Below are 26,800 nucleotides of genomic sequence, written 5' to 3'. Positions count from 1 at the left end.
CACCAAATTTTTTGGACAATACTGTCGCAATCGCTGCTGTCAGTGTAGTTTTACCGTGATCAACGTGACCAATTGTACCGACGTTGACGTGCGGCTTGGTGCGTTCGAACTTACCTTTTGCCATTTTGGACTCCTAACGATTTTGATGAGAATACTCAGGCACGCGCCCGACAAATTCAGACTAGACTACACCAGTTTACATGGTGCCCTTGACGTGGATTGAACACGTGGCCTCTCCCTTACCAAGGGAGTGCTCTACCACTGAGCTACAAGGGCAGCTCGTTTCGCACAAACACCATGCAAATAAAACTGGAGCGGGTGAAGGGAATCGAACCCTCGTCATAAGCTTGGAAGGCTTCAGCTCTACCATTGAGCTACACCCGCAGGGGCTACCACTTCAGCCGCATACTTACTAAAAAAATTCTTTTTCCTATGGTGGAGGGGGCTGGATTCGAACCAGCGTACTCAGAGAGAACAGATTTACAGTCTGTCGCCTTTAACCACTCGGCCACCCCTCCGTAGGGAACTCAGAACTATAGAGATGCAAAGAGCTTCTGTCAAGGACTATTTGAAAAAATTGTGGAAATGCCTCAACTTTTTGCGTGCGCAAGCTGAAAAGATTCTACTCCTTCAACTTTTGCCATCTCTTCTGATAAATGACAAATTGACATTGCAAGATGGCGGTTTTCTGCAACAGCAATAAAACGCCATTCCGGGCCGTGCTCGGTGTGATTGATCATCAAAGTCCGGGTCATCATACGGTATCCGCGTTCTTTCGCAACGCCTATCATTTCAGCTTCTTTCGGTTGGTAACCTCTTCTGAAGTGGATAGTAATAGCTATAGCGGCTTGAGATGGGAGCGAGAGTTCAAGTTTATGTACCCAGATCATGCATGCCGCGGACAGCAACGATAATAAGATGGCTGCTGCGTAGAACCCCACTCCAACGAGGATTCCGATCGCCGACGATGCCCAGATCGATGCGGCGGTCGTCAGGCCACTGATGCTAAAGCCTTCTTTCATGATCACGCCCGCCCCAAGAAAACCTATACCCGTTACTACGCCTTGCATGACACGAGTAGGATCTGGTGGCGATGGGCTCAACAATTTGCCACCAAACCAAAACTCAGGGTATCCCGCAAGCACAACCAACGCAGCTGAAGCCATGCAAACAAGACCATAAGTGCGCATTCCCGCTGCTCGCCCATGATAAGTACGTTCGTAACCGACGAAACAACCTAACACCAAAGCACCAGCCAGGTTGAGAAAAATAGTGATGTTCGCGCTTATTTCTGCGGGCGACCAAAATACCATCAACTGACTCAAAAAATCATTCATACAACCTCATTCAATTTCTGGAAAATTTTGCAAGTGTAAGGCATCGCATGGATTTGCGTTAGTGAACATTAAATAAAGATCCCTAAATAAATTGACCGTTCTTGTGTCATTTTTGCATTATCTTATAGGCAATATAGCAGCCGGCTTCAAACTACGTTAGCAAGCACACACATTCATAAAAGTACCGATAGAAAATCATTTATAAAGATGATCGATAGTTTGCAGGTAGTAATTTTTACCGCCTGCGTAGCAGTTTGTACAAAAAGCGCTTCTGAAGAAATCCTATGCTTTATAATCGGTAACACAAGCAAGCCACCCCCGTTTAACACTAAACAAACAGGAACAATTTGTTATTGATTGCCTTTTCGATATTTTGCGCTTAAGGTAAATAGACATGGTTACCTGCCAGCTGGCAAATTGGTACTGGACAAGGCTGGCTCTATGGCTCGAAGCCACGACAGATGACATCCTGGTCGTTGTAATGCGCCCATCACGCTATATTGAATCACCTATGTCGGAGCAAATGGGAAGAAATTCCCACCTACTCCGCGAAATCTAATCCCCATATAAGCAATGATCCGAATTTTCCACAATCCACGTTGTTCAAAATCCCGTGAAACCTTAAGCCTGTTACAAGCAATTTCAGAAGAAAAACAGCTTTCAATTGAGATTATCGACTACCAAAAGACGCCGCTGACTCAGGAGCAGCTAAATACCCTGTTGCATGAGCTAGGTGGAGATGTACAAGTTATGTTGCGCTCCAATGAAGACGCATATTTGGTTCACGGTCTGGCAAATGCTGATGCTCCAAGCGCACTGCAGGCCATCGTCGCCCATCCCATCCTGCTGCAACGTCCTATCGTTAGTTTCCATGGCAAAGCAGCAATAGGCCGGCCACCAGAACAAGTTTTAGCTTTATTTGAAGAAAGTATCTGAACATGAATGAATTCAAACTCGCCGCTGGCAGCGTAGTCAAATTGGGTGCGATCACGACCCAGTTGTATCCTATCCTCAGAAACGGGCTGGCAGCGAATACACCAGCACACCAATTTGACGCCACAGGCGCAAACGATGCAGGCAGGAGCAACACACCAGGTGTACAAATCGGCGAACTGATGGCGTATTTCTCCGCTTGTGCCGGTTTTTGTAGCAATACCAGCGCGGTTCACCATCAGCATGAAGAAGTGATGGGACGATTTGTTACGACTTTGCAGGACAAACGCGGCGAGAAACCTGTTATGCCTGAACTGGAAGAAATTGCCCATCAAGCCGGATTACCTGTCGTACTAGAAATGATACTGGAAGAGGATTGTGTCTTGTTAGCCGACACCCAGTTCGTCAGCGAGTCAGAAATCGACAAAAGCTGGAAATTTTGGCGTAGCGGCTTTTTACAACGTGAAGGCGGCATTCCATCTACCTGGATTAAGCAGTTTTATTTCCCACGCTTGCTTGACTATCGTGATGTCACAGCGGCAAAAAATCCGCGCAGTCTGGAACAAACGACCGATGCCGCATTAATGGTTGGTGGTTTGATGCAAAAGTGGCATAAGGATGCGCCTGGTGATTTATTAGCAGCATTCAGAAAGCAATATGGTCGAATCAACTTCTCTCAGCGCAGCAATTTTGATGAGACATCCTTAGAGCGTTTTTTCAATTTAAACGCAATGATAGATCCGGCAACACGTTTATTAAATCAAATGACAATGTGGCAAGACATTGATGCATTGGCAAAAAAACAGGGCATATCCCTGAACTAAACGCTGGCATTATGTCAATTCAATAAGGCAAACAAGAAAACAAAGCGAAAAACGGTACACCGTTTAGAGTTAGTTCGCGTTATATACCTTAGCTTGGCTCGCGACCTGAAGGCGCATTGACCTTAATGATCGCTTTATTGATATTTTTGGAAACAGCATGAACCGTATCTCATATTTAGTAGCAAGTGCAGTGGTAGTCGCTTCCTTGACTGGCTGTGTAGTTGAAGCACCGCGACATCCTTACTATGTTAGCTCAGTAGTCAGGGTAGCCCCGCCTCCACCGCAAGTGGAAATCGTCAGCGCCCCACCAGTCTATGGTCATATCTGGATCGACGGCGCGTGGTACTGGGAAAGTGGCCGTCATGTATGGCATCCAGGTTATTGGTCTGCGCCACGTCCAGGCTATTACTGGGTTCCACATCGTTGGGAGCATGAAGGCGGTGGCTGGCAATTCCATGAAGGCCACTGGGATCGTCACTGATTTGCCGTGTAATAGTTTGAAACGATGAGCCGTAAGTTCATCTAATCAAAAATAAAAAGAGGAAGTCTGCCGGACTTCCTCTTTTTTCGTCGTCGCACCAGTTTAAATACACAACATATATTTTAAACGTGCGTTTAGTCATAGTTGATCGGTTGCCACCGCTCTACACTGCCCTTATGAGAATTTTTATCCCCCGCGCATCATCGCAGCCAACAATTGGCTTTTCAGGGTCTTAATCAAGGCAGTTTCATCTGCCGGTACGCCCTCTTCCGCAGTCACAGTACGGTCAGCATAAAACAAGCCCAAAGGTTTTTTTTGTATGACTAAAGGCAAAATAATAAAACTGCGGGCGTCTGGTAATAACTCCCGATGCCAGAGAGGCAGCAAAGTCAGGATTTTTGGCACGGTCGCATCAGAGATCATGACATCAACATTATTGCTCATCGATAAATGAAACAAGTCAGCTTCCGCCTTCGCCGGAAAACCGAATCCTTTCTGACGGTCTGCATATTTTTCCCCAACCGCAACACGCGAAACGTAGCGTCCACTCGCCAGATCACGCAGGCAAACCGTCGCAAAGCGAAATCCCATGCTGGTGTACAAGGTTTCCAATACCAGTAAGATAAGGTCGCTTAAACGCAAATCTTCAGACGCCAACATCTGAGTGACATCCTGTACACCGGCCAATAATAAATCACGTGCGTTGAGCGGTTTACCACTAGGATATCGGTCAGATTCTTGTGCCGACACAAGCTCTTCCGATTTCATCAAAAATTCACTCGGAAGCGCCGACGTATGATGCAATTCATCTAATTCTGGATTGTCCATAGCAAGCGAAATATTCATGCTTTTTGCCAGTTGCAAGGTTTCCGCTTCAACTCTGACCAACATGGCATCCATCGTTTTCAGATCGATTTCCAGCGCCTTCCCAAACTTCTTGAGTAAGACATTTGCATAGCCTGGCGATTTGTGTTTACCGCTCATGACAAGGTCTGCTAAAGAGTCGCTAAAACTCGCGACTTGTTTGAGCCAGTCGTTGCGGTGCGTGACTTTTTTTTGTTCGCCATTTGCTAAAGGACCCATCGATTGCACAATAGCATCCGGGATTTTCCATTCCTGCAGTGCCATTTCACCAAATCGTTCAAAGCTACATCCTAAGAGGAGTAGTGAAGCTTCATCAGAAGTTGACTCGGCACCCTCTGAAACTTTTTGTATTTGTGAGTAAAGTTGATGATCAAAGGAGGCAACCAATACCCTGCCTATGTTTTTAAATAAGGCAGCAACGGCAGCCTCTTCACCATCCGGGAAGCGCCCTCTTTGCGACATTTCACGACCAATGATACTGGCACACAAAGAACGGACCAATTCTTTGCGGACACTCACTGCTTGCGCTTTATCTTTAAAAAAATCAACCAACAACATTGCCATGGCACTGGTTTTAACCGTGTCAAAGCCAAGCAAAAAAATGGAACGGGAAATGGTGGTAACCGCAGCCCCAGAAGTGGTACGGTATTGAACGGTGTTGGAGAGTCGTAGAATTTTCTGCGTCAGCCCGACATCTGCAAGAATAAAATGCGCCAGTTTAGAAACCGAATCTTCGCCAGACGACGTGATTTCAACCACCTTGGCAATCGCCGCACCCAGGGTGGGTAAATCGCTTTCATCATTAATTTTTCTCAGCAAACGTTCGCGTGGCGACAGTGTTAGCGAAGAAGGTGATTTTGCTGATTCTATGTGTGCCATAAATTTGCGACTTCACACTAAAAATATTCAAACATGATGAACCAAAGGTCTGGCAAATTTACCGGCAATGCAAACACCGTTTTTCCAGCGTTCTACATACTGGCTTCAAAGTGCACTCAATGGTGGCTATCACATTACAAAAATAAGTTAGGTTTTAGCCACGCGATTGACACTCATGCCGTATTTTTTCTGTAATTCATCATACAAACCACGAATCGCTTTCAAACGAGGGTTCATGGGGTCAAGACGGCGCCCAGCTTCAATCAACATTTTCGCCTGTTCGCCTATGGCATTGTCCCAACCCATATTTTCCAGGCATTTCAAAGCAGCCAACGCGGCGTTTAATACCACCTGTGGATTATCAGGTGATTTGCGCGCAGCAGCGGTCATGAGATCAACTGAACCCCGGAAATCACCTTGTTTTGCTTTTTGCACACCAAGCGCGACCAGATCCATCACTTCGCGTTGGCTACGTTGCGCCAGCTCTTTACCTAACATACCCTTACCGGCACTTTCAAAGATCCCAACGGCCTTGGAAATGACGGATTGATTGCTGGCATTTTTCATGACGTCAAGAATAATCTCAGACGCTTCGCCTTCTTTATTATTTTCAAGGCAAGTTCTTGCTAATCCTAGTTTTGCACCGGTCGATAAGCCAACGTCTTCACGACTGGCATTTACAGCGGCATCCAGTTCGCCATCCAATCTGGAATCGCCCGTTTTAGCATGAACCATGGCGGCAGAAATAGCGCGACAAGCCTCGGTCTTTTTAATGCCGACCATGTTTTTTTCCATGTCGCGAATGACCGATTTAGCTTGCTCTGTGTCGCCTTTTTTAACCAGCGCATTGACCAGATTGAGATGATCTTCAGGATCACGGAATTCAGAAAATTTGGCTTTACTGACGACTTTTTTAAATACATTTTCAGCAGTTTCAATATCACCGGTTTCCATTGCGATCCTGCCCAGATTACGCAAACGGCGCACTGCATGTGGAGAAACGCCAACCGCCGTATCAAGCACTTCCTTGGCCTCTGGTAGCTCACCAATCATTTCATGGGTCTTCGCTAACCAGTCGTAGGCATCCATATATTTATTATTTTCTGACACCAGGCTTTTTAATATCGCCTCAGCTTCCTGATACTTTCCTTGCATGAACAAAGTTTTAGCCAAGCCAAGACGCGCCCAGGCAACAGCTTTAAGTTCAAATAAGTGGGTATATAACTCTTCAGCTTCGGCAGCCTCACCCAGAACAACGTGTAACTCGGCGCGCAAGCGCATGAAATCAATCGCATATTTGGGATATTCGCGTTCACCATGATGACAAGCCGTAATCGCTTCGGCGATCGCGCCGGTTTCCATCAAGTTGTAGACGTCGACGAAAGCTTTCCGTTTTTCCAGTGCGCGAATCACGCGCTCTAGCAACATATCGGCGGTGAAAGGTTTGAGCAGATAATCGGACGGCGCTAATTCTGCCGCGCTGACTACTTTCGCGTAAGAGCGCTCAGCAGTAACCATGACGAAAATCGTCGACAGTGGTGCCAATTTATGGTGGCGCATATCTTCGAGCAATTGCTGACCGTCCTGGCCGACGCCAAGATCATATTCGCAAAGGATCAAATCATAGACTTTGGCCTGAATACTGCGCACCGCAGTCCCAGCGGTCAATGCGTGTTCAATTTTTGTAATGCCACATAAATTCAGCATGTTGTGCAAACTGACCCGCATCCCTTGATGCGGTTCAATGAGCAATGCCCTGATGTCGCTGAGTTCGCTCATTTCAACCTTTAGCGTAATTTCTTGTTGATACTCGCCTTGCAAAATCTGTTCTTTTTGCGGTCATTCCCGTGGCGGGACACAACTTTGTTTTGTTCAAACCATTATATTGAAGTGACGGCGAAATAGCTGAGAAACTTTAACTTATCAAAGTATATTTACTCAAGGATGGATAAATATTTGTAAGTTGCCCACAGTTTTTTGTTTTATTTGAAAAACCGTGCAAGCAATAGCACCACCATTGAAATCAGAATAGTCGAAGCAAAAGGAAACGAATACTGACGCTGCCCTATCCGAAAGCGCAAATCGCCCGGCAGTCGCCCCAGCCCCAGCTTCTCTAGCCACGGGAGCCAGCGAGCGAACACAATCACCACCAGAAAAATCACGACCAGCCAACGTAGCACCAGATACTCCCCCTTCAATTTAAAAATTTGACCTATTTGCCGTTGTTAAATCTAGGTGCTAAGAAAATACTCTTACCCAGTATATTAAGAACAGAGAAAAAACTTAGCGACAAGACTAAACAATATCAATACGCATTTTGCACGGCAGTTACAATCCGCGCGGTAATGCGTACGCAAGCAATTGGCGGGGTACGCTCGTCCTGCGAAGTCTTGGATTTTTCATTGCCTCTATGTTGATCGGCTTTGAGTTGCTAATTGTTGCTGGTCAGAATTGGTGAAAAATTTACAAGCGATGGCAACGATCATGACGTAGCAAGCCATCCGGCAAATCGACGCCATTACCCACGACCAGCACTTTGAATAACTCACCCATTTCTGCCGGGGACACCAGTTTCTGTAAAGCATTAGCCTGTGGTAAATACGCCATCACTTGTTCTGGCGATTGACGCGCCAGCAGGTTCGCTATCCCGGATTCCAGCAAAAAGGCGGCCTGACTGGTATAGCTTAACAAGTCCAGACCACCCGCCAATGCTGCTTTTGCCATGGCCGTAAAGTCAACGTGTGCCGTAATATCCTGCAAACCTGGTAAATAAAATGGATCAGGGTGGGAATGATGACGGTAATGACACATCAAGGTACCCTCATTTCGCTGCGGATGATAGTACTCGTTCGCGGGGAAACCGTAATCAATCAGAATAGCGGCACTGCCGCGTCCGCTTTCGGTTTGTCCGGCTTTGAGCATACGTGCGAGGCTATGCATAAAACCAGTGGCAACTGCATGCACTTCCGTCATGTAGGCTTGCGGCAGCTCTTCAGCCTCTGGTATCTGCGCTAACCGCGCCGGATCGCAAGCGCGCTCGCGATACAATAGCCGTGGTCCGGTTTCGCCATCTGCACCTGCATCTGCGAGTGCCACGCCCAACTCGCACCAGCCTTGCTCCGTCTTCATCACCAGATCAACTGGCATGGCGTCCAACACTTCATTTCCGATAACCAGGCCAGAGAAAGACACCGGCATTTCTTGCAACCATGTCACTTGCGGGAAGTCTTGCAACAAATCTTCCTGACGTGCACGCAGCTCACCGGACAATTCCACGATAAAATAGCGGTCAATCGTAATTCCAGAAAATTGACATTCCGTTAAAAAGTCGCGTGCCAGCTTACCTGTACCGGCACCGAACTCCATGACCTGGGCTGAGGTTTGCGTAAATATGTTGGCGGCTAAATTCGCCAATGTAGCGCCAAATAGCGGCGACATTTCAGGAGCCGTTGTAAAATCGCCGTCCTTGCCTAATTTTGTGGCACCGCCACTGTAATAGCCTAAGTCCGGTGCATATAAGGCCAGTTCCATATAGCGCGAAAAAGGAATCCAGCCCTGATGCTGGTGAATTTCATCAATGATGAGGTGTTGCAAAGCTAGCGATGCAGCCAAGGCATCGGGCGCTGGCAGAGGTAGAGATAATTTTTGCATATCGGCATTGTATAAAAAACGAAGAACACTCAGTAAAGAATTTCCATGAACCAGTCTTTAAATAGTCATTCAAGCAATCAAAGCAATGCTTCTGCTCCGCAAAGCAGGGTGGTGCTCGTGACCGGTGCTGCCAAGCGCATAGGACGGCATATTGCCTTAGCAATGGCACAACAAGGCTGGGATGTCGTAGTCCATTTCGGCACTTCGGCTGTTGCCGCTGCTGAAGTCGTCGCGCAAATTGCCGCCATGGGACAACGTGCTGTGGCGATACAAGCGGATCTGGGCAATGAACAAGCCACGCGTGCATTGTTCAGTTCAGCGCTGGAAACGATGGGCGCGATTCACTGCGTCGTCAACAATGCCTCTTTATTTGAAGAGGACCGCGCCAGCACGTTTTCTCAGCGTTGCCTTGATCAGCACATGCACGCCAATCTGGCAGCGCCGGTGATCCTCGCGCAAGCCTTACATGCAGCAACAACAGATGGCCAGCAAGCCTGCGTCATCAATTTGTTAGATCAAAAGCTGTACAATCTGAATCCTGACTTTTTGTCCTACACCTTATCCAAAGCGGCTTTGCAATGCGCCACCACGATGCTGGCACAAGCCTTAGCACCCAAGGTACGCGTTGCTGGTGTCGCGCCTGGCATCACTATGGTATCCGGACACCAGACCGAAGCAGATTTTAGCGTCGCCCATCAAGCAACACCTTTAGGCTATTCGAGCACACCAGAAGACATCGCCCGCAGCGTTTTGTTTATTGCGAATAGTCCGGCAATTACCGGCACCACGCTGTTAGTGGATGGCGGTCAGCACCTTATCCCTTTGCAGCGCGATGTCATGTTTATCGCAACTGCAACCGAATCACATTCTTAAACCATCGAGCACATTATGTTATCCGTCCTACACCATCCGCAACTCACCGATTGCCGCCGCTTGTTTTTGCGTAATTATGAAATCTCCATCAACATCGGCGTGCATGAGTTCGAGAAAAAAGGCGAGCAACGTGTGTTGATCAACGTTGATTTATATATTCCCCTTGCGGTCTCGACACCTAAAGCCGATCAACTGGAAGAAGTGGTTGATTATGACTTTATCCGCAGCTCAATTGCACAGCGTATCGCTCAGGGCCACGTCCATCTGCAAGAAACCTTGTGTGATGACGTTGCCCAGCTGATGCTGGCGCATCCACGCGTACGCGCCGTGTGCATCTCCACCATGAAGCCAGATGTTTATCCAGATTGCGAAGGCGTCGGGGTAGAAGTTTTCCAGATCAAAAATGAAATGTAAGTACCATGCAAGCTAATCACGAATCCTTGGTCGACGTCGTTCTCGACACCGCAAAAACGCCTCCTGCGGAAACGAAGTCACAAGAAAAAATTACCTACGAAAATAATAAACTGCACAAGCGTTTATGTCGCCTGGTTGGCCAGGCGATTGGCGATTTCAATATGATAGAAGACGGTGACAAAGTCATGGTCTGTTTATCAGGTGGCAAAGACAGTTACGCTTTGCTCGATATCCTGATGACCTTACGCGAACGTGCACCTATCCATTTTGACATCGTTGCCGTCAACCTCGACCAGAAGCAGCCTAACTTTCCGGCGGATATATTGCCTGCGTACCTGGAAAAGCTGGGCATTCCTTACCATATCGAAAATCAGGACACCTATAGCATCGTCAAGCGTCTTATTCCAGAAGGTAAGACAACGTGCTCACTATGTTCGCGTCTACGCCGCGGCATTTTGTACCGCGTAGCTGATGAATTGGGTGCCAATAAAATCGCGCTGGGCCATCATCGTGACGACATACTAGAAACCTTTTTCCTGAACATGTTCTTTGGTGGCAAGCTCAAAGGCATGCCCGCCAAATTGCAATCCGATGACGGCAAACACATCGTGATTCGTCCTATGGCGTATGTCAAAGAAGCAGACACCCAACGCTATGCGGAAGTCAAACAGTTCCCTATCATTCCTTGTGATTTGTGCGGGTCGCAAGAGAATCTGCAACGCAAGCAAATCAAAGGCTTAATGCGCGAGTGGGACAAAAAATTCCCGGGGCGTGTCGATAATATTTTCTCTGCTTTATCAACGGTCGCACCTTCCCATTTGATGGACAAAGATCTGTTCAATTTTAAAGATCTGAAAATTGACGGTGAAGCGCGTCAGGATGGCGATATCGCGTTTGATGAAGAACCATGTTCAACACCTACAACAGGCGTTATTTCTTTGCATCTGGATCAAGACTGATCAAAAATTTCGGCTATTTTCGGCTATTTTGCGATGTTGATATAGCCATTTACATTTTGGCTGCCTCGGTGAAGGCAGCCAATTTACGGCCAGGATTTCTCATCCCACGGATTGGCAAGGTGATGTCAAAACGAGTGCCAGTATCGTGCCGACTGCTTACCTCAATTTTGCCATGCAACAAGCTATGCACAATGTTATAAACTACGTGCAATCCCAGCCCAGATCCACCCATGCCCAATTTTGTCGTGAAAAATAGGTCAAAAATTCGCGGTAAATTTTCTACGGGGATTCCTACGCCGTTATCACTAATTGAAAGTAAGAAATGTGTCGCAGAAATAGTTTGCGCAACGATTTCAAGCTTACCTTGCGGACGATGCTCGAAGCCATGAATCAAGGCATTGTTGAGCAGATTACCAATCACTAATGCTAATGGCCCCGGATAACTTTGCAGACGCAATTCTTTCGGTATCTCTTGAATAATTTCACACGCTACGTTATGCATGGCTGGACGCAATGCAAGCAAACTTTCATTCACGACATCAGACAAATAAAATTCGCAGAATTCTGAATTCTCTTCTTCTGTGGCCAGTTGCTTAAAGCTGTTCACTAATTCGCTGGAACGATTTAAGTTACGCAATAGTATTGCGCTACCCTGCTGCATTTCTTCGACATAGCGATCGAATACTGAGCGGCGCAACTGGCTGTTGGCAATGTCATGTGCAAAATTATCGCTTAGTTCCAACAAAGTACTAGCAGTAATTACACTATTACCTATTGGGGTATTGAGTTCATGTGCGATACCCGCAACCAATGCTCCTAAAGCAGCCATTTTTTCACTTGAAACCAAATCTGCTTGCGTTTGCTTCAACGTAGCGACCATTGCTCCTAATTCGGTATTAGCGCTCTCAAGAGCATCAGTTCGCTCCGCTAATGCATCTCGCATATTGCTCATAACAGACAATAAACTACTGCAATCACCTTTTGCGATATTGATCGTTCCATGAAGATCACCGCTGGCGATTTTATTCGCTATCTGCGCTGCATAATTTGGTTCACCTCCTAGTTGCCTTAGCAATGAGCGGGTGATCCAGACGGTAATAATCAAACTCAAGAGAGCAGCAAAACAGGTCAAAATTAAAATAACTTTATGCGCTAAAAAGTATGTTTGCGATACTTCGCTGCTGGCATTCGCCATCAATTCGCTTTGATAAAGATTGAGCGCATGCAAAGCATCAAAATATTGAATTTGATAAGGATGTAAATCGACCAGCAACAAATTACGCGCTTCGCTCATGCGCTTCTCACCAACCAAATTGACGAAGTCTTCTTGATTAACAATGTAGGCGGAATGAACCACATCAATCTGATGTATCAGTGCACGGCCTCGTTCAGTAGTGATTTCATTTCTCAACTTCTGCAGGGTCACTGACATGCGCTCGTTAGCAGACTGGATATCTTTTAACTGCGTCTGTATTTGCTCGGGCTCAGTGAGAAATAAAGTATTTCGCATTGCCCTGGCGATCTTCTCTAACTCGCCTTTGACTTCATCAACGAGTATTGTTTTTGGATACTTATCTTTAAGTGCATCGTCTGTGGTCGCGCGAAATTCCGATAACATCTGCAAGCTCACCAGACTGGTTACGACTAATAATGCGATCACGGTACCGTAGCTAAGAGCCAAACGTTGCCACAGCTTCAAACGAAAAACGGGCATATGCTGATCATCACAGATAAAAGAAAAGAGTTACTCGTGACAAACACGATTCGTCTTGTAATACACATAGGATTCAGAATGAGATCTGGTGCCAAGGCAAATTCGACTGAATAAATGAACTCATGAATGGTGACAACATTTTTATCCCCCTCTGGGAAGATGCTGACGTTGTCACCAAACCACAGTCACTTCATTTCTAATCCAAAAACTGTCTTATTGGCTGTTGGCAACAATTCATTAATATTCTTATTTGTGGCAATCAATATGGGTACAACGATTTGTTTAGGCGGTGTCTGGCCTTTAATCGCCTCAAATAGTGCGTCTGCCGCCTTACTACCGATCAGATACGGTTGTTGCATCCCTACTGCGACCAAGGAGCCACCCTTGAGAAAATCAACAAACTCAGGAATACCATCAAAAGATCCAACCAGAATATCCATACTTTTACGTTTGTCTTTGAGTGCATTGAGCGCCCCTAATGTGGGTTTATCCACTTCGATGAATAAGCCACGTAACTTTGGATAAGTCGCCAATAACTCTGTCACAAACCCATAGGTTTCTTCTATCGTATAGGTTTGCATTTGTTTGATCGCGACCATATTGGTCAGACCAGCCTCTTTCATGGCATCCCTGAAACCATTGGTTCTGTCCTGACCATTTTTTCTCGCCAATGAAATGGTGCACATCGCAAACTGCTCATTAGTCCAACCGCGTTCTTTCATGGCAGCAGCTAACGCAACGCCAACGCCGTACGCACCTTTGTAATTATCTGATTTAACATAAGAAACAAATTCACCGCCGTTGGTACCAATATCAGCAATCACGACTGGCACCTTGGCCTGACTGGCAACCGCCAAAATTTCAAACGCAGATTTGCTGTCGGTGGGAGAAATCACAATGCCAGCAGCACCTTTAGCAATCGCCGCCTTGACGTGCGCCATTTGATTGGCATCGCTGTTTTTACTATCGAACACTTCGTATTGGTAGCCATTTGCAGTGGCGGATGCCTGAACTCCATGACCTAAGGTTCGCCAGAAGGGCAAATCAAGACCAGGCGTTACATAGACGATTAATTTTTCGGTAGCAAATACTGGAAAACAGAGCGTAGTGCTCACGAGGCAAGCAATACCCAGTTTCAGTAACTGAGACCAGAATGAAAAGCGCATATTACCCCCAAGAAAGTCGGAACAATAAAGCATGATCTGATAAAACTCATACACAACTCATTCTGGTTGCATTGAAACTAAATCAATCAAGATCTAGTCTTCTAAGCATAGCAAACATTAGTAAAAATTACACCCGAGACGTGGCTAGTCCCAGGTGTTGTTACAAATAACGAAACAATAAACTTACGATCTGCAGGTATGCGCTTTATGACTGACGCTCAACGCTGAATTTCCCACTACCATGCACTACAGCAAACAACAAACCACCAGCCATAGAAATATTTTTCATAAAATGGATCATCTGGTTCTGCGCCGCATCGGCACCCGCATTCCAGAAATCATGGAAAATAAAGGCTGCGGCAAACGTGAATAACATCATCGCTAAAGCAGCCCATCTGGCTTTCCAGCCCACCATCAACATTAAGCCACCACCTACTTCTACAATGATGGCACCAATTGCAGCAAGCGCCGGGAATGGCACACCTTTACTTGCGATATAACCAAGTGTGCCTTCAAATCCACTGATTTTTGAAGCACCTGATGCAACGAAAATCAAAGCCATCAAAACACGGGCAACGAGTAATGCATAGTTTTCTGCGGTTTTCATACTATTTCCTTTTCGCTTTCTGATTTTATTTAAGCGCTTACGAGTTCTTCGATTTGTTGTTTTGCTGACGCCAACGCTGCGGCTTCTGCATCTGGCCCCATTGCCAAACCTTCGGCATATATGAAACTGATATCAGTCATGCCTAAGAAGCCAAAAACGCTTTTCAGGTACGGCATTTGCGAATCATTCGGCGTATTGCGATACATGCCACCACGCGTCAGCACCACATACACTTTTTTACCAGTCAATAAGCCTTCTGGACCATTCTGACCATAGCGGAAAGTCACGCCCGCTCTTGCAATCGCATCGACCCAATTTTTCAATTGTGCAGATACGCCAAAGTTGTACATAGGGGCACCAATGACGATGACGTTTGCTGCCTGAATTTCAGCAATCAAGGCATCATCCAATGCGACTCTCGCTTGTTGCTCTGCATTGCGTTGATCAGCTGGAGTAAATAATGCCTGTAATGCCTGTTCATCGAGCACCGGTTGTGGTGTCTGTGCCAGATCACGTGAAACGATATTCGCTTCCGGATGTGCTGAAAGGACACGCTCAACGATCACCTGATTCAAATGTTTGGAATGAGATGCTGATGCACGAACGCTGGAGTTAATTTGTAAAATATTCATATAATCCTCTGTAGTCAATTAGACAATCTAAAATCTGCGATTCAATCTCTGTCTTCATGTTGTTCAGAAAATGAATGGCGATGTAGCTACTTTATATGTTCCAATTTTGATCCGGAAGAGCATAAAATGGATATTATTGTTCCATATTTGGCAAAATAGACGATGCAACTCGAAGCTAATGACCTCTTGCTCTTCGCCCGCGTGGTGGAAGAAGGCAGTTTTAGTAAGGCGGCTGATCGCTTGGCGATGCCAAAATCCAGCCTGTCCCGTCGTATCTCGGCGCTGGAAACGCAGTTAGGTGAGCGCCTGTTATTACGAACGACACGTCAACTAACCATCACCGATTTTGGACTAAGCGTGCTGCAACACGCGCAACAGGTGCAAGACGAGGTGGAGGCAACCTTGGCCTTGACCCAGCATCGACAAGCGCAGCCTTCAGGTCGATTGCGGATATCGATGCCAAACGATTTTGCGAATCGACAAATGAGCCAGTTTTTGTCCTCGTTGATTCAGCAATATCCGGCAATTTCTTTGGAGCTGGATCTGTCGCCAAGGCGTGTTGATTTGATTGGCGAGAATTTCGATGTGGCGATCCGGGTTGGTGATTTACCTGATGATGCCTCATTGGCGGCAAGACGACTGACGGTATTCAAACCCGGCCTATACGCAGCGCCATCGTATCTACAACGACGCGGCATGCCAACAGAACCGGAAGCATTAATGGAACACGACGCCTTGCGTTTGCTAGGTCGTAATGGCGAACCCGCAATGTGGAAATTAAGCCGCCAAAATGAACAATGGGAAGGTATCCCACCAGGACGGGCAACTGCGAACTCACCGGAATTGCTGACACGTCTGGCATTAAATGGTGACGGTATTTTGATGCTGTCGGACACCTTCCTCCAAACTTATCTGGAAAGTGGTGCCTTAGTACCTGTACTATCCGACTGGCAATTACCCACCATCGATGTCTGGGCCGTATTTCCGGGACGCCGCTTAATGCCTGCCAGAACCAGAGTTTTTCTGGACGGTTTGCAGGCAGAATTTGAGAAGCGTCCTTGTGTACAAAGCTTTGATGAGTGATAAAGGCGGGGCCGGTTTATAACACAGATCCCCACCATCAACAGCCCCGCAGAAAAAACCTATTGAGGCGAATGATACGCGCCCGCTGTCTCGGGTTGTGTGTTCAACGTTCTTCAATCACACCTAGCTTGCCATCCGTCACAAAGCGGTCACCGCCGCCATTGCGCCCTTCGTGCGTTGGTTGAAAAGAATCAATCCACTGTATCACCAGCGCACCAGTTTGCTGTAAATCGGCAATCAGCTTATCGCGTTCTTTGTCGACTTCGGCAGCAATATGATGCGTAATTTGGCCGGTGGTATAGCTGATTCCCACACCAGCATCGTAAGTCGCTGCACCTATCCACAACGGCCTGCCTACATCATCTTGCGTATTGGCTTGCCAGAAACGTACGTGATGCGGCCAGAAAGGAAATGCTGCTGGGTTGACATTGCTTTCGCTGGTCTCTGACATGGCGTTTTCTCCTTCCAGACGCAAATCACGATTAGCTGGCGGCGCGAACTTTTTCTAATAAACGGGTGGTCGAACGTTCGTGTTCAAACGCAATCGCCTGCACGCGACCACCATAGGCCAATACGGCCTGACCTTCTGGGATTGCATCCATCTGGTAGTCACCGCCTTTGACGTAAATATCAGGCTGCGCCTGCTGAACCACTTCTAAGGCGGTATTTTCGTCAAACGGCACGACCAGACTCACGGCTTCCAATGCAGCCAATACTGCCAGACGATCTTCACACAAATTGATAGGACGATCATCGCCCTTACCCAGACGTTTAACCGACGCATCGGTATTGACCGCGACAACGAGTGATGCCCCCAGTGCACGTGCCTGGGCAAGATAGGTTACGTGACCACGATGCAAAATATCAAACACACCATTGGTCAACACCACTGGCTTAGGCAAAGCAGCAATACGGGCAGCTAAATCGGTGCGAGAAGCTATTTTTTGTTCAAAATCAGGCATAAATCACTTAACACTTGGCAATAAAATGAAGCGGACACAAAAAAGCCGCTGGGCAGCGGCTATTGTACACGGCAGCTTCGTTCACGCAACGAGATGCGCTCGTGCTATTGTCACTCAAACGGCGGGAACCACCAGACGCTGAGAAATTTCTTTGCGGTAGCGATTCAAGTCTTGCACAGTGTCAAAACTGCGTTCAAAGAGCAAAGACATGTTGTGCAAAATCCTATCGACTACTTTCTTTTCCCATATACCATCGAATTTGATCTGACCATCCAGCCAACGCTCAAGCCAGTCAGGATCTGGCAAGCGGCTTTGAATCGTATCTTGTGGAAATAGTGCCTGATTCACGTGGAGATTGGTTGGATGCAACGGTTTTTCAGTACGACGTGCTGATGCCATCAAGACGCCAATCTTGGCAAACGCAGCGCGTGCGACATCGCCGACTTCTGCCAATGATTTTTTCATGTAGCGTAAGTAAGCGCCGCCGTGACGGGCTTCGTCCTGGCTGATGATTTTGTAGATGTGTTTAATCACTGGCTCGGTATGCCATTCAGATGCGCAGCGGTACCAATGGTTTAAGCGGATTTCGCCGCAGAAATGCAGCATCAGGGTTTCCAGACGGGGGGCTGGATCAAACTCAAAGCGCACATTATCCAGTTCCGCCTCGGTGGGCACCAATTCTGGATGAAAACGGCGCAGATATTCCATCAACACCAAAGAATGCTTTTGCTCTTCAAAAAACCAGATCGACATAAATGCAGAAAAATCACTATCGTCGCGGTTGTCGCGCAAAAACATCTCGGTAGCAGGCAAGGCCGACCATTCGGTAATGGCGTTCATTTTGATAGTTTGTGCCTGCTCCGGTGTTAATTTTGACGCATCGTATTGATCCCATGGAATATCGGTATCCATATTCCAACGCACTTGCTCTAAGGATTTGAACAATTCCGGATATAGCATGATGAGCCTCGAAAAAAATAGACGGCAACAATAAGTTCACCATCCATTCTAGCAGAGACCTATGACAGTTTCACGACACCTGCCAGACCTGCTCGTAGCACCTCAGCTTACGTAGCAAATTTACATCAATCAGCCTGACTGGCATCGGCTTCACCAACGGCCTTGATGATCTCTTCTTTGCTCAAATCAGGTGCAAACTGGCGGATAAAATCATAGGTATAAGTACGCAAATAAGCGCCGCGCCGTACTGCTAAACGTGTGACATTCGGAGTAAATAAGTGATCAACAGCAATCGTCCTTAAATTGTTACCGCGATTGGCTTCAATTGCCATCGACGCCACAATACCGACCCCCAGACCCAGCGCCACATATTGCTGAATCACGTCTGAATCCATTGCTGTCAGGACGATATCAGTGCGCAATTCTGCTTGCTGAAATGCAGCATCAATGTGCCCACGACCAGTAAAGCCTACGTCATAGGTAATCAGCGGATAGTTAGAAATATCTTCCAGACTCACCTGTTCTTTTTTCAACAACGCATGACCTTCAGGAACCACTAATACATGATTCCAACTGTAGCAGGCAAATGACACCAGATCTTTAAATTGCGATAAGCCTTCAGTCGCGATCCCAATATCGGCTTTACCAGACAACACCCATTCTGCGATATGGTCAGGGGAACTTTGTTGCAAGGCAATTCTGACATCTGGAAAAGCCTGACGGAATTGCTGCACAACTTTAGGCAAAACATAACGTGCTTGCGTGTGGGTGGTAGCGATCGTCAATGTGCCCTTGGTCTGGTCAGAGTATTCATTGCCAGCCTGTTGCAGATTCTCCGCTTCCAGCAATAAGCGTTCGACGATAGGCAAAATGCCTTTGCCTGGCTCTGTCAGACCAGTCAGGCGTTTGCCATTACGTTCAAAAATATCGACGCCTAATTCTTCTTCCAACTCTCGGATCTGGCGACTGACGCCCGGTTGCGAAGTGAACAGAACATTGGCGACTTCGGTCAAATTAAAACCGCGGCGGGATGCTTCGCGGATGGATCTTAGTTGTTGAAAATTCATAATAGGCTCTCGATATGGTAATGAGATTCTGGGGCACTGACTCAGTGATTAATATTGTGATTAATATTGACTAATGCGTATCGACAAAGACGTGTAAGCGTTTAGGCTTCACAACCAGCACTTCACCGACTTTGAGTTTTAATTGCTGATAACGCTCGCTGGAAATCATCACTTCGAGCACATCGCCGTTATCTTCGCGTTCCAGTTCCAGTTGCGCCAACGGGCCTATGCTATGAATGCGACGCAGTTGTGCGATCAAACCTTCCGCACCAGGCGAATAGCGATCAATTTCAAACTCATGCGGACGCACATAACCAGTACCGAATGCGTCTTTGGTTTCTGCATGAGCTGGCGCGGAAAACGGCACGCCATCGGCATCCAGAACACCTTCATGCACACGCCCACGGAACAGGTTCACATTGCCCAAAAATCCATACACAAAAGGCGTCGCCGGATGTTGATAAACTTCTGCCGGAGCGCCGACTTGCTCAACTTTACCGTGATTCATCAAGACAATTTTATCGGCAACTTCCAATGCTTCTTCCTGATCATGCGTGACAAAAATACTGGTGACATGTAAGTCATCATGCAGTCGACGCAACCAGCGACGCAATTCTTTACGTACCTTGGCGTCTAATGCCCCAAACGGTTCATCCAGCAACAACACACGCGGCTCGACAGCCAGTGCGCGTGCCAATGCGATACGTTGCCGCTGGCCTCCTGATAACTGTGGAGGATAACGATCTGCGAGCCAATCGAGCTGTACCAACTCCAACAATTTGGTGACTTTTTCTTTGATCTGCGCTTCATTCGGGCGTTGATTGCGTGGCTTAACACGCAGGCCAAATGCAATGTTTTCGAAAATTGTCATGTGTTTGAACAAGGCATAATGCTGAAACACAAATCCAACCTGACGTTCGCGTACGTGCTGTTGCGAAGCATCCTGACCATCGAGCAAAATCTGTCCCTGATCGGCATATTCAAGACCAGCAATAATGCGTAACAAGGTCGTTTTACCGCAACCAGATGGGCCTAATAAAGCGGTCAGTTCACCATCCGGAAAATCCAGCGACACGTTATCGAGCGCGGTAAATTGACCAAAACGTTTTTGTAATTGTTTAACTGCGATACTCATAATTTCTCCGGCAAATACTTAATTAGCTTCAGTCAGTGACGCGCTGTTTTCAGCAGTGCGCCATTCGACCAGTGCTTTTAAGGCCAGGGTCAGCAAGGCCAGTAAAGTCAACAATGAGGCGACAGCAAAAGCGGCCGCAAAGTTGTACTCGTTATATAAAATTTCTACTTGCAGCGGCATGGTATTGGTCTCACCACGAATATGACCGGATACTACCGACACAGCACCAAACTCACCCATGGCCCGCGCGTTACACAAGATCACGCCATACAGCAAACCCCACTTAATATTTGGCAAAGTCACGTACCAAAAGGTTTGCCAGCCCGATGCACCTAATACCAACGCGGCCTCTTCTTCTTCGCTGCCTTGCGCTTGCATCAACGGTATCAACTCACGCGCCACAAAAGGAAAAGTCACAAAAACCGTCGCTAAAACAATGCCCGGTACGGCAAACAATATCTTGATATCGTGGTCACGCAACCACTCACCAAACCAACCTTGCGCGCCGAACAACAGTACGTAAATCAAACCAGAAATCACAGGCGAAACTGAAAACGGCAAATCGATCAATGTCAGCAAAATGCTCTTGCCGCGAAATTCAAATTTGGCGATGGTCCATGCCGCTGCCACACCAAAAACTAAATTCAAAGGCACAGCAATACCCGCTGCGATCAAGGTCAGACGTATCGCTGACAGCGCATCCGGTTCTGAAATCGATTCCAGATAGACATGCCAACCTTTTTTAAATGCTTCTGCAAACACAGCGACCAAAGGTACAAACAAAAACAGCGTCAGAAAGCCAAATGCTGCAACCATTAAGGCATACCGTACCCAGCGTGGCTCTGTGGTTGCTGCCAGACTTAACGGTGGCTCAATGCGACGCGGTGTTGGCAATGGCGGCAATGTTGGCGTAGAAATCGCGCTCATAGTGCTCTCCCCGCAGATTGGCGACGACGCATCCAGGCTTGCAAGGCATTGATCGTCAACAGCATGCTGAACGACAACACCAACATCACGACCGCAATGGCTGTCGCACCGGCGTAGTCGTATTGTTCAAGTTTAGTAATCATGAATAAAGGGGTAATTTCAGACACCATAGGCATATTGCCAGCGATAAAAATAACGGAACCATACTCGCCCGTCGCGCGTGCAAATGCGAGGGCAAAGCCGGTCATCAAGGCTGGCAGAATCGTCGGCAAAGTCACACGGGTAAAGGTTTGCCAGTGATTTGCGCCGAGGCTTAACGCGGCTTCTTCTAATTCTTTTTCAGCCTCTTCGAGTACTGGTTGCACGGTGCGTACCACGAAGGGCAAACCGATAAAGGTTAATGCCACCAGCACACCAAGCGGTGTGAAAGCCACTTTGATACCCAGTGGTGCTAACAATTGACCTATCCAGCCATTTGGGGCATACAGCGTCGCTAAGGTGATACCTGCGACAGCGGTCGGCAATGCGAATGGCAAATCGACCATCGCGTCAATAATACGTTTGCCAGGAAACTTGTAGCGCACCAAAACCCAGGCAACGATGCCGCCAAAAATCACGTTTACCAACGCCGCCAAGGCTGAAGCGCCAAAACTCAGGCGATAGGACGCCATCACGCGGTCTGAAGTGATGGTTTCCCAAAACGCTGGCCAGGTCATGGTGAACGTCTTGAGAAACACCGCTGACAACGGGATGAGCACGATCAACCCCAGATAAAACAGGGTAAAACCTAGCGAAAGGTGAAAGCCGGGAATCACACGCTTGCGCGTCGCCCCGCCTGAAGAATGTAACGCTGCCAATGCCATACCTAGCCCTTTTACAGAATTGACATAGAACGTTCCGGCAAGGGATGGTGGAGAAGCGAGTTTTCCTGGTTTTATTGGTAAAGCCAGGAAAAAGCGCACAAATCGTCACGCTGCCGGGGCGCTCTTGTGTCAGTCCTTATTACGGATTCAACTAAAGAGCTTGCATATTGGCAGGTTTTCCATATATGAAAAACGAATTTTTTGTTATGTCTTTAGACGTTTAAGGTATATCGACGTGTTTTTGTGCGCTAATTTGTTAGCTATCATTGTGTTCGATAGTAGATGCCATCAAACGCAGACATGATCGAGCTGCAGCGGTGCCTCTGTGATCAGGGTTTGCTCTTCTTCTGGATACAAGCTGGCCTTAGGCGTGTCAAATAGAAAACCTTGCACGGCATAAGGGCTCACAGTGTTATTACCCGTTTGCAATTGTTTGAGCTGCCGTTCATTTTCTATTTTTCTGAAAATCACTTGGCACTGTCCGCGATCGGCTTGTTCTAGTAAAACAATCTGTGCCGCCGGATTATTGGCCGCATTGACATCGATTTTCAAGGTGTCTGGCCTGACCCGCGCGAGTAAATCGCTGGCTTGCTCCAGATTGGCGGCGTTCACACCGATTCTGAAACCATTGCGGCGATAATTTTCTGCGACATGGGTCAGCACCCAGCGTTGGCTGGGCGTGATTTGCGGCAGTTGTAAAACGATTTGCTGATGCGGCAACTCCAACACGTCTAAAATGCGTCGAAAAGCCGCACCGTGGTTACCTTCAACCGCAGCTAACAAGCGGCTATGCACACTTAAAAATAAGTCCAATTCCTGTGTTGTCTGCTGGCGATAAAAATTAATCGTATGCAGTAAGCGGCACAAACGATCTAATTCTACCGATTCTTCATCATTGGCAACGTAATCGAGCAGACGCCAGATGTTAAGACCCTGATCATTCGGATCATAGCTACGCGCATAACCTTCAAAAGCGATAGCACGCAAATCATTGCCAGACCGTATCGCCTGAAAAGCGCTTGTCAGACTGGCATTGAAATAGCGACCGCGCGCTCTACCCTGACCATCGATCCACAAATTGCTGCTGGCGAGCGAGCTCTGCAGACGACTCAGATAATTTTGCAAAGTCACATGGCGCATTATTTTTCCTTTCAAATCACTGACTGTTTTTCAGTGATGGCTGATCTAGATTTATAGTTTGGCGATAGAAACGTCAGTCGCCTTGACTAAGGTCACCACCTCACTCCCGACAACCAAATTCAAATCTCTGATTGAGCGCGTTGTAATAACGGAAGTCACGATACCGGCAGGTGTTTCTACATCGACTTCAGAGACAACTGAACCTTCATTAATGGCTTTGATTTTGCCGCGAAATTGATTTCGTACATTGATTGCTTGAATCGTCATGGTGTGCTTTCTTTCATTTGAAGAGCAAATATGCTCGGGGTAAATATAAAAAATAAGTCAGATTGCCCAGGCTAGGGGATTAAACGTCGCCAACGGCGTTATTTCAGTCTGGTTGTTAATGGTGCTGTCAGGCCGCTGTAAAATTCGTGCCAATACATGTTCTTCCAACTCAGCAAACAAGGCATCACCACGTGATCGTGGACGTGGCAAATTGACTTTCAAATCCAGACTCACTTGTCCGTCTTCAATCAAAATTACGCGATCAGCCAACGCAATCGCTTCTTGCACATCGTGCGTGACCAGCAATCCAGTGAAACCCTGCTCTTGCCATAATTGTTCAATCAGGCTTTGCATTTCTATACGGGTCAATGCATCTAGTGCTCCGAGCGGCTCATCAAGTAATAATAACGATGGTTGATGCACCATTGCACGTGCCAATGCAACACGTTGCCGCTGACCACCAGATAACACCGCCGGCCATTCATTGGCACGATCGGCAAGTGCAACTTTTTCTAATGCACCGAGGGCAAGCTTCTTGTTACTGCTTGTATCGCCCGGCAAACCTAAGCGCACGTTGTCGAGCACGGTTTTCCAAGGCAACAGGCGTGCATCCTGAAACATCACACGGGTACCGCCATCTTGCTCACGAATGCTCGCTATCTTCGCTTTGGCACCGGTCTCCAGCACACCGGCGTCCGCTTTTTCCAGACCTGCTAACAGACGCAATAAGGTGCTTTTACCGCAGCCACTACGACCAATCACCGCCACGAATTCGCCCGGTGCAATATCCAGATCAAGTGCATTTAAAACCTGGCGACTGGCATACGACTTTCGTACGCCATGCAAATGGATTGCCGTGCCACGCTGGGGCTTTGGTTCAGACACGGTGCGCTCGATGACAGGATAATCATCATCCAGTTCAAAACGCAGAGCGGCAATACGTGCCGCTGTCATTGATGGATATCCAAATATTTCAGCCATGTTGATTTTTCCTTTGATAGCCGGGATGCCAGCGCAAGGTGTAATGTTCTACTGCACGTGACAAACTATCCGCTAGTTTTCCCAGCAAGGCGTAGAGCAAAATGCCAACCAGCACCACATCCGTCTGTAAAAATTCACGCGCATTCATCGTCATGTAACCGATACCAGATTGTGATGAAATCGTCTCTGCAACAATCAGCAGTACCCAGACCAGACCCAGCGCAAAGCGTACGCCAACCAAGATGGAAGGCAAAGCTCCCGGTAGAATCACATCACGATATAAAGCCCACCCTGACAAGCCATAGCTACGTGCCATTTCTATCAGGCCTTTATCTACTGAACGTATGCCGTGAAAGGTATTCAGATACACCGGAAAAAAGACACCAACCGAGACCAAAAATAATTTTGCTGTCTCATCAATACCAAACCACAAAATCACCAAAGGCATCAAAGCTAATGCCGGGATATTGCGTATCATCTGCAGGCTGGAATCAAGCAAAGTTTCTGCAAATTTAAACGTACCGGTGAACAAACCGAGTAGCAGACCCAAACCACCACCAACTAAAAAGCCCGAGATCGCACGCCATAAACTGGTTTTGACATGAATAAAAATCTCGCCAGAAATAATGAGACTCCAGAAGGCTTTTAATACTGCCAGCGGCTCCGGCAATATCCGGCTCGATAAATAGCCAAACTGCGCCGCCAGTTGCCATGTCACCAGCAAGATGATTGGCACCAGCCACGGTAGCAACCATGGCTTCAGATGCCGGACAAATCTGCCAGCGTGCGCAACTAATGCGTGCAAATCAGCACTGAGTACCTGATTCGGTTGTGCGCTAAAGCCTGCCTGCGGAACTTCCGCATTGCTGCGTTCCGGAGATATGTCAGTGATGAACGGTCCCATTTTTGACTCCCGAAGTTGGCGACTAACTTTGCGAGACTTTGGGCGTAATGCCATTGGCCATGATCTCGCCAAATGGTCCCGTCACAGAACTCGTCACTCTTGGTAAGGTTTTGCCTATCAATGGGAAGACCAATTCCGAAAAACGATACGATTCTTCCAGATGCGGGTAGCCAGAAAAAATAAACGTATCGATACCCAGATCGGCGTATTCTTTGATCCTCGCTGCAACCGTTTCCGGATCACCCACCAACGCAGTCCCCGCGCCACCGCGCACCAGACCAACGCCTGCCCATAGATTTGGCGATACTTCTAATTTGTCGCGCTTGCCGCCATGCAGTGCCACCATTCTTTGCTGTCCGACGGAATCCATTTTGGCGAAGGCTTTTTGAGCGCGGGCGATCACATCATCATCGACATAACGAATCAAATCGTCAGCCGCGGCCCAGGCTTCTTCATTGGTTTCACGCACGATGACATGCAGACGTATGCCAAAACGCAAAGTGCGGCCATGCCTGGCTGCGCGAGCGCGCATATCGGCAATTTTTTCTGCGACAGCGGCAGGTGGTTCACCCCAGGTCAGATACACATCGACTTGCTCCGCCGCGAGTTCATGCGCTGGTTCTGAAGAACCACCAAAATATAAAGGTGGATGCGGTGTTTGCACTGGTGGGTACAAGGTTTTAGCGCCTTTGACCGTCAGATGTTTACCTTCGAAATCGTAACCAGCCTCGCCACCTTCACCTGCTAATGATGCACGCCAGATACGTAAAAATTCATCGGTGATTTCATAACGCTTCGCATGATCAGCGTACAAGCCATCGGCTTCTAATTCACCCTGATCACCGCCAGTGACAATATTGATAAGCAAGCGACCATTCGACAAACGATCAAAGGTAGAAGCCATGCGCACCGCCAAACCTGGCGTCGTTAAGCCAGGCCGTAATGCCACCAGAAATTTTAATTTGCGGGTCGCGCTCATGAGGCTGGAAGCAACTACCCACGCATCTTCGCAAGAGCGTCCGGTAGGCAACAATACTCCGTCAAACCCTTGGGTATCGGCCGCCACTGCAATTTGTCGTAAGTAATCGTAATTGATTTCACGCGCGCCCTTGGTTGTGCCCAGATAGCGGCTGTCACCATGCGTCGGAATAAACCAGAATATATTGAGACTCATACC

General features: G+C 47.5%; 30 protein-coding genes and 3 tRNA genes. 8 read left to right on the top strand and 25 right to left on the bottom strand.

Going from position 1 to position 26,800, the window contains the following annotated elements; translation table 11 throughout:
- The 5 genes from H8K32_RS12280 to H8K32_RS12260 all read right to left on the bottom strand — a co-directional run.
- Positions 1 to 124: GTP-binding protein (locus tag H8K32_RS12280; protein ID WP_017454492.1), on the bottom strand; the 124-nt coding region annotated here is incomplete at its 3' end.
- Positions 125 to 201: 77 nt separating this feature from the next.
- A tRNA-Thr gene (locus H8K32_RS12275) sits at positions 202 to 276 on the bottom strand.
- A gap of 34 nt (positions 277 to 310) precedes the next feature.
- A tRNA-Gly gene (locus H8K32_RS12270) sits at positions 311 to 384 on the bottom strand.
- A gap of 49 nt (positions 385 to 433) precedes the next feature.
- A tRNA-Tyr gene (locus tag H8K32_RS12265) sits at positions 434 to 518 on the bottom strand.
- A 72-nt stretch (positions 519 to 590) separates the two neighbouring features.
- A complete protein-coding gene (locus tag H8K32_RS12260) occupies positions 591 to 1,337 on the bottom strand; it encodes an MgtC/SapB family protein (RefSeq protein WP_186912821.1) in 747 nt (248 codons plus the stop codon).
- 394 nt (positions 1,338 to 1,731) lie between these two features.
- On the opposite strand from H8K32_RS12260, the gene H8K32_RS12255 reads away from it, so the two are divergent.
- From H8K32_RS12255 to H8K32_RS12240, 4 genes are all read left to right on the top strand, one after another.
- Complete coding sequence (locus H8K32_RS12255) at positions 1,732 to 1,896, top strand: hypothetical protein (protein WP_186912820.1); 165 nt, start codon at positions 1,732 to 1,734, stop codon at positions 1,894 to 1,896.
- A gap of 14 nt (positions 1,897 to 1,910) precedes the next feature.
- A complete protein-coding gene (locus H8K32_RS12250; protein ID WP_186912819.1) occupies positions 1,911 to 2,273 on the top strand; it encodes an arsenate reductase family protein in 363 nt (120 codons plus the stop codon).
- A 2-nt stretch (positions 2,274 to 2,275) separates the two neighbouring features.
- A complete protein-coding gene (locus tag H8K32_RS12245; RefSeq protein ID WP_186912818.1) occupies positions 2,276 to 3,094 on the top strand; it encodes a hypothetical protein in 819 nt (272 codons plus the stop codon).
- Positions 3,095 to 3,251: 157 nt separating this feature from the next.
- Positions 3,252 to 3,575, top strand: a complete 324-nt coding sequence (locus tag H8K32_RS12240) for a YXWGXW repeat-containing protein (RefSeq protein WP_186912817.1) — start codon at positions 3,252 to 3,254, stop codon at positions 3,573 to 3,575.
- A 186-nt stretch (positions 3,576 to 3,761) separates the two neighbouring features.
- On the opposite strand, the gene H8K32_RS12235 is transcribed toward H8K32_RS12240, so the two are convergent.
- From H8K32_RS12235 to H8K32_RS12220, 4 genes are all read right to left on the bottom strand, one after another.
- The gene (locus H8K32_RS12235) at positions 3,762 to 5,318 is read right to left on the bottom strand and encodes an HDOD domain-containing protein (protein WP_186912816.1); all 1,557 of its coding nucleotides are present in this window, start codon (positions 5,316 to 5,318) and stop codon (positions 3,762 to 3,764) included.
- A gap of 147 nt (positions 5,319 to 5,465) precedes the next feature.
- Positions 5,466 to 7,097: a tetratricopeptide repeat-containing response regulator gene (locus tag H8K32_RS12230; protein WP_186912815.1), complete on the bottom strand. Its 1,632-nt coding sequence runs from the start codon at positions 7,095 to 7,097 to the stop codon at positions 5,466 to 5,468.
- A gap of 203 nt (positions 7,098 to 7,300) precedes the next feature.
- On the bottom strand, positions 7,301 to 7,498 hold the full coding sequence (locus H8K32_RS12225) for a DUF2905 family protein (protein ID WP_186912814.1): 198 nt from the start codon (positions 7,496 to 7,498) through the stop codon (positions 7,301 to 7,303).
- 283 nt (positions 7,499 to 7,781) lie between these two features.
- A complete protein-coding gene (locus tag H8K32_RS12220) occupies positions 7,782 to 8,969 on the bottom strand; it encodes a class I SAM-dependent methyltransferase (protein WP_186912813.1) in 1,188 nt (395 codons plus the stop codon).
- Between the two features lie 45 nt (positions 8,970 to 9,014).
- Between H8K32_RS12220 and H8K32_RS12215 the strand changes: the two genes are divergently transcribed.
- Genes H8K32_RS12215 through ttcA form a run of 3 tightly spaced genes read left to right on the top strand, consistent with a single transcriptional unit; the run spans position 9,015 to position 11,215 of the window.
- On the top strand, positions 9,015 to 9,842 hold the full coding sequence (locus H8K32_RS12215) for an SDR family oxidoreductase (protein WP_186912812.1): 828 nt from the start codon (positions 9,015 to 9,017) through the stop codon (positions 9,840 to 9,842).
- Positions 9,843 to 9,857: 15 nt separating this feature from the next.
- A complete protein-coding gene (locus H8K32_RS12210; RefSeq protein ID WP_186912811.1) occupies positions 9,858 to 10,256 on the top strand; it encodes a dihydroneopterin aldolase in 399 nt (132 codons plus the stop codon).
- A 5-nt stretch (positions 10,257 to 10,261) separates the two neighbouring features.
- Positions 10,262 to 11,215, top strand: coding sequence for a tRNA 2-thiocytidine(32) synthetase TtcA (ttcA, locus tag H8K32_RS12205; RefSeq protein WP_246447309.1), 954 nt, complete (start codon positions 10,262 to 10,264; stop codon positions 11,213 to 11,215).
- Between the two features lie 49 nt (positions 11,216 to 11,264).
- Here ttcA and H8K32_RS12200 read toward each other — a convergent pair whose 3' ends face one another.
- The 4 genes from H8K32_RS12200 to H8K32_RS12185 all read right to left on the bottom strand — a co-directional run bounded on the left by H8K32_RS12200 (position 11,265) and on the right by H8K32_RS12185 (position 15,334).
- A complete protein-coding gene (locus tag H8K32_RS12200; protein WP_186912810.1) occupies positions 11,265 to 12,929 on the bottom strand; it encodes an ATP-binding protein in 1,665 nt (554 codons plus the stop codon).
- 185 nt (positions 12,930 to 13,114) lie between these two features.
- Entirely contained in the window at positions 13,115 to 14,095 is a 981-nt protein-coding gene (locus H8K32_RS12195) for a substrate-binding domain-containing protein (protein ID WP_186912809.1), read from the bottom strand.
- A gap of 205 nt (positions 14,096 to 14,300) precedes the next feature.
- The gene (locus tag H8K32_RS12190) at positions 14,301 to 14,702 is read right to left on the bottom strand and encodes a DoxX family protein (RefSeq protein ID WP_186912808.1); all 402 of its coding nucleotides are present in this window, start codon (positions 14,700 to 14,702) and stop codon (positions 14,301 to 14,303) included.
- Between the two features lie 29 nt (positions 14,703 to 14,731).
- Positions 14,732 to 15,334: an FMN-dependent NADH-azoreductase gene (locus tag H8K32_RS12185; protein WP_186912807.1), complete on the bottom strand. Its 603-nt coding sequence runs from the start codon at positions 15,332 to 15,334 to the stop codon at positions 14,732 to 14,734.
- Between the two features lie 162 nt (positions 15,335 to 15,496).
- Between H8K32_RS12185 and H8K32_RS12180 the strand changes: the two genes are divergently transcribed.
- Positions 15,497 to 16,417, top strand: coding sequence for a LysR family transcriptional regulator (locus H8K32_RS12180; protein WP_186912806.1), 921 nt, complete (start codon positions 15,497 to 15,499; stop codon positions 16,415 to 16,417).
- A 103-nt stretch (positions 16,418 to 16,520) separates the two neighbouring features.
- On the opposite strand, the gene H8K32_RS12175 is transcribed toward H8K32_RS12180, so the two are convergent.
- The 12 genes from H8K32_RS12175 to ssuD form a co-directional block, all read right to left on the bottom strand.
- Positions 16,521 to 16,868, bottom strand: coding sequence for an LssY C-terminal domain-containing protein (locus H8K32_RS12175; RefSeq protein ID WP_186912805.1), 348 nt, complete (start codon positions 16,866 to 16,868; stop codon positions 16,521 to 16,523).
- A 31-nt stretch (positions 16,869 to 16,899) separates the two neighbouring features.
- Positions 16,900 to 17,379, bottom strand: coding sequence for a D-glycero-beta-D-manno-heptose 1-phosphate adenylyltransferase (rfaE2, locus tag H8K32_RS12170; RefSeq protein WP_186912804.1), 480 nt, complete (start codon positions 17,377 to 17,379; stop codon positions 16,900 to 16,902).
- 114 nt (positions 17,380 to 17,493) lie between these two features.
- A complete protein-coding gene (locus tag H8K32_RS12165; RefSeq protein ID WP_186912803.1) occupies positions 17,494 to 18,339 on the bottom strand; it encodes a ferritin family protein in 846 nt (281 codons plus the stop codon).
- Between the two features lie 125 nt (positions 18,340 to 18,464).
- Positions 18,465 to 19,406 (bottom strand): CysB family HTH-type transcriptional regulator, encoded by a 942-nt coding sequence (locus H8K32_RS12160; RefSeq protein WP_186912802.1) that lies wholly within the window; start codon positions 19,404 to 19,406, stop codon positions 18,465 to 18,467.
- A gap of 70 nt (positions 19,407 to 19,476) precedes the next feature.
- Entirely contained in the window at positions 19,477 to 20,541 is a 1,065-nt protein-coding gene (locus H8K32_RS12155; protein WP_186912801.1) for a sulfate/molybdate ABC transporter ATP-binding protein, read from the bottom strand.
- Positions 20,542 to 20,559: 18 nt separating this feature from the next.
- Positions 20,560 to 21,468 carry a sulfate ABC transporter permease subunit CysW gene (gene cysW, locus H8K32_RS12150; protein WP_186912800.1) on the bottom strand — a complete coding sequence of 303 codons (909 nt, stop codon included), beginning with the start codon at positions 21,466 to 21,468 and terminating at the stop codon, positions 20,560 to 20,562.
- The gene (gene cysT / locus H8K32_RS12145) at positions 21,465 to 22,331 is read right to left on the bottom strand and encodes a sulfate ABC transporter permease subunit CysT (protein WP_186912835.1); all 867 of its coding nucleotides are present in this window, start codon (positions 22,329 to 22,331) and stop codon (positions 21,465 to 21,467) included. The genes cysW and cysT overlap by 4 nt, the downstream gene beginning before the upstream one ends.
- A 288-nt stretch (positions 22,332 to 22,619) precedes the next feature.
- Entirely contained in the window at positions 22,620 to 23,471 is an 852-nt protein-coding gene (locus tag H8K32_RS12140) for an EAL domain-containing protein (RefSeq protein ID WP_186912799.1), read from the bottom strand.
- A gap of 51 nt (positions 23,472 to 23,522) precedes the next feature.
- Entirely contained in the window at positions 23,523 to 23,738 is a 216-nt protein-coding gene (locus H8K32_RS12135) for a TOBE domain-containing protein (RefSeq protein ID WP_186912798.1), read from the bottom strand.
- A 57-nt stretch (positions 23,739 to 23,795) separates the two neighbouring features.
- Positions 23,796 to 24,719, bottom strand: a complete 924-nt coding sequence (locus tag H8K32_RS12130) for an ATP-binding cassette domain-containing protein (protein WP_246447308.1) — start codon at positions 24,717 to 24,719, stop codon at positions 23,796 to 23,798.
- Positions 24,712 to 25,623, bottom strand: coding sequence for an aliphatic sulfonate ABC transporter permease SsuC (ssuC, locus tag H8K32_RS12125; protein WP_186912797.1), 912 nt, complete (start codon positions 25,621 to 25,623; stop codon positions 24,712 to 24,714). The genes H8K32_RS12130 and ssuC overlap by 8 nt, the downstream gene beginning before the upstream one ends.
- Before the next feature lie 22 nt (positions 25,624 to 25,645).
- The gene (ssuD, locus tag H8K32_RS12120) at positions 25,646 to 26,797 is read right to left on the bottom strand and encodes an FMNH2-dependent alkanesulfonate monooxygenase (protein ID WP_186912796.1); all 1,152 of its coding nucleotides are present in this window, start codon (positions 26,795 to 26,797) and stop codon (positions 25,646 to 25,648) included.
- Positions 26,798 to 26,800: the final 3 nt, after the last annotated feature.

The sequence above is a fragment of the Cognatundibacterium jejuense genome (assembly GCF_014284255.1).
Classification (GTDB): Bacteria; Pseudomonadota; Gammaproteobacteria; order Burkholderiales; family Burkholderiaceae_D; genus Undibacterium; species Undibacterium jejuense.
Note: the sequence above shows the minus strand (reverse complement) of the source record. Positions and strands in the feature narration are given on the sequence as shown.

Coding starts and splice junctions, on each gene's coding strand:
- H8K32_RS12210 (WP_186912811.1), top strand. CDS start 9,858: ATGTTATCCGTCCTACACCATCCGCAACTCACCGATTGCCGCCGCTTG.
- ttcA (WP_246447309.1), top strand. CDS start 10,262: ATGCAAGCTAATCACGAATCCTTGGTCGACGTCGTTCTCGACACCGCA.
- rfaE2 (WP_186912804.1), bottom strand. CDS start 17,379: ATGCCTGATTTTGAACAAAAAATAGCTTCTCGCACCGATTTAGCTGCC.
- H8K32_RS12245 (WP_186912818.1), top strand. CDS start 2,276: ATGAATGAATTCAAACTCGCCGCTGGCAGCGTAGTCAAATTGGGTGCG.
- H8K32_RS12200 (WP_186912810.1), bottom strand. CDS start 12,929: ATGCCCGTTTTTCGTTTGAAGCTGTGGCAACGTTTGGCTCTTAGCTAC.
- H8K32_RS12220 (WP_186912813.1), bottom strand. CDS start 8,969: ATGCAAAAATTATCTCTACCTCTGCCAGCGCCCGATGCCTTGGCTGCA.
- ssuD (WP_186912796.1), bottom strand. CDS start 26,797: ATGAGTCTCAATATATTCTGGTTTATTCCGACGCATGGTGACAGCCGC.
- H8K32_RS12165 (WP_186912803.1), bottom strand. CDS start 18,339: ATGCTATATCCGGAATTGTTCAAATCCTTAGAGCAAGTGCGTTGGAAT.
- H8K32_RS12240 (WP_186912817.1), top strand. CDS start 3,252: ATGAACCGTATCTCATATTTAGTAGCAAGTGCAGTGGTAGTCGCTTCC.
- H8K32_RS12155 (WP_186912801.1), bottom strand. CDS start 20,541: ATGAGTATCGCAGTTAAACAATTACAAAAACGTTTTGGTCAATTTACC.
- cysW (WP_186912800.1), bottom strand. CDS start 21,468: ATGAGCGCGATTTCTACGCCAACATTGCCGCCATTGCCAACACCGCGT.
- H8K32_RS12160 (WP_186912802.1), bottom strand. CDS start 19,406: ATGAATTTTCAACAACTAAGATCCATCCGCGAAGCATCCCGCCGCGGT.
- H8K32_RS12230 (WP_186912815.1), bottom strand. CDS start 7,097: ATGAGCGAACTCAGCGACATCAGGGCATTGCTCATTGAACCGCATCAA.
- H8K32_RS12215 (WP_186912812.1), top strand. CDS start 9,015: ATGAACCAGTCTTTAAATAGTCATTCAAGCAATCAAAGCAATGCTTCT.
- H8K32_RS12175 (WP_186912805.1), bottom strand. CDS start 16,868: ATGTCAGAGACCAGCGAAAGCAATGTCAACCCAGCAGCATTTCCTTTC.
- H8K32_RS12180 (WP_186912806.1), top strand. CDS start 15,497: ATGCAACTCGAAGCTAATGACCTCTTGCTCTTCGCCCGCGTGGTGGAA.
- H8K32_RS12185 (WP_186912807.1), bottom strand. CDS start 15,334: ATGAATATTTTACAAATTAACTCCAGCGTTCGTGCATCAGCATCTCAT.
- H8K32_RS12130 (WP_246447308.1), bottom strand. CDS start 24,719: ATGGCTGAAATATTTGGATATCCATCAATGACAGCGGCACGTATTGCC.
- H8K32_RS12190 (WP_186912808.1), bottom strand. CDS start 14,702: ATGAAAACCGCAGAAAACTATGCATTACTCGTTGCCCGTGTTTTGATG.
- H8K32_RS12140 (WP_186912799.1), bottom strand. CDS start 23,471: ATGCGCCATGTGACTTTGCAAAATTATCTGAGTCGTCTGCAGAGCTCG.
- H8K32_RS12135 (WP_186912798.1), bottom strand. CDS start 23,738: ATGACGATTCAAGCAATCAATGTACGAAATCAATTTCGCGGCAAAATC.
- H8K32_RS12255 (WP_186912820.1), top strand. CDS start 1,732: ATGGTTACCTGCCAGCTGGCAAATTGGTACTGGACAAGGCTGGCTCTA.
- cysT (WP_186912835.1), bottom strand. CDS start 22,331: ATGGCATTGGCAGCGTTACATTCTTCAGGCGGGGCGACGCGCAAGCGT.
- H8K32_RS12195 (WP_186912809.1), bottom strand. CDS start 14,095: ATGCGCTTTTCATTCTGGTCTCAGTTACTGAAACTGGGTATTGCTTGC.
- H8K32_RS12260 (WP_186912821.1), bottom strand. CDS start 1,337: ATGAATGATTTTTTGAGTCAGTTGATGGTATTTTGGTCGCCCGCAGAA.
- H8K32_RS12235 (WP_186912816.1), bottom strand. CDS start 5,318: ATGGCACACATAGAATCAGCAAAATCACCTTCTTCGCTAACACTGTCG.
- ssuC (WP_186912797.1), bottom strand. CDS start 25,623: ATGGGACCGTTCATCACTGACATATCTCCGGAACGCAGCAATGCGGAA.
- H8K32_RS12250 (WP_186912819.1), top strand. CDS start 1,911: ATGATCCGAATTTTCCACAATCCACGTTGTTCAAAATCCCGTGAAACC.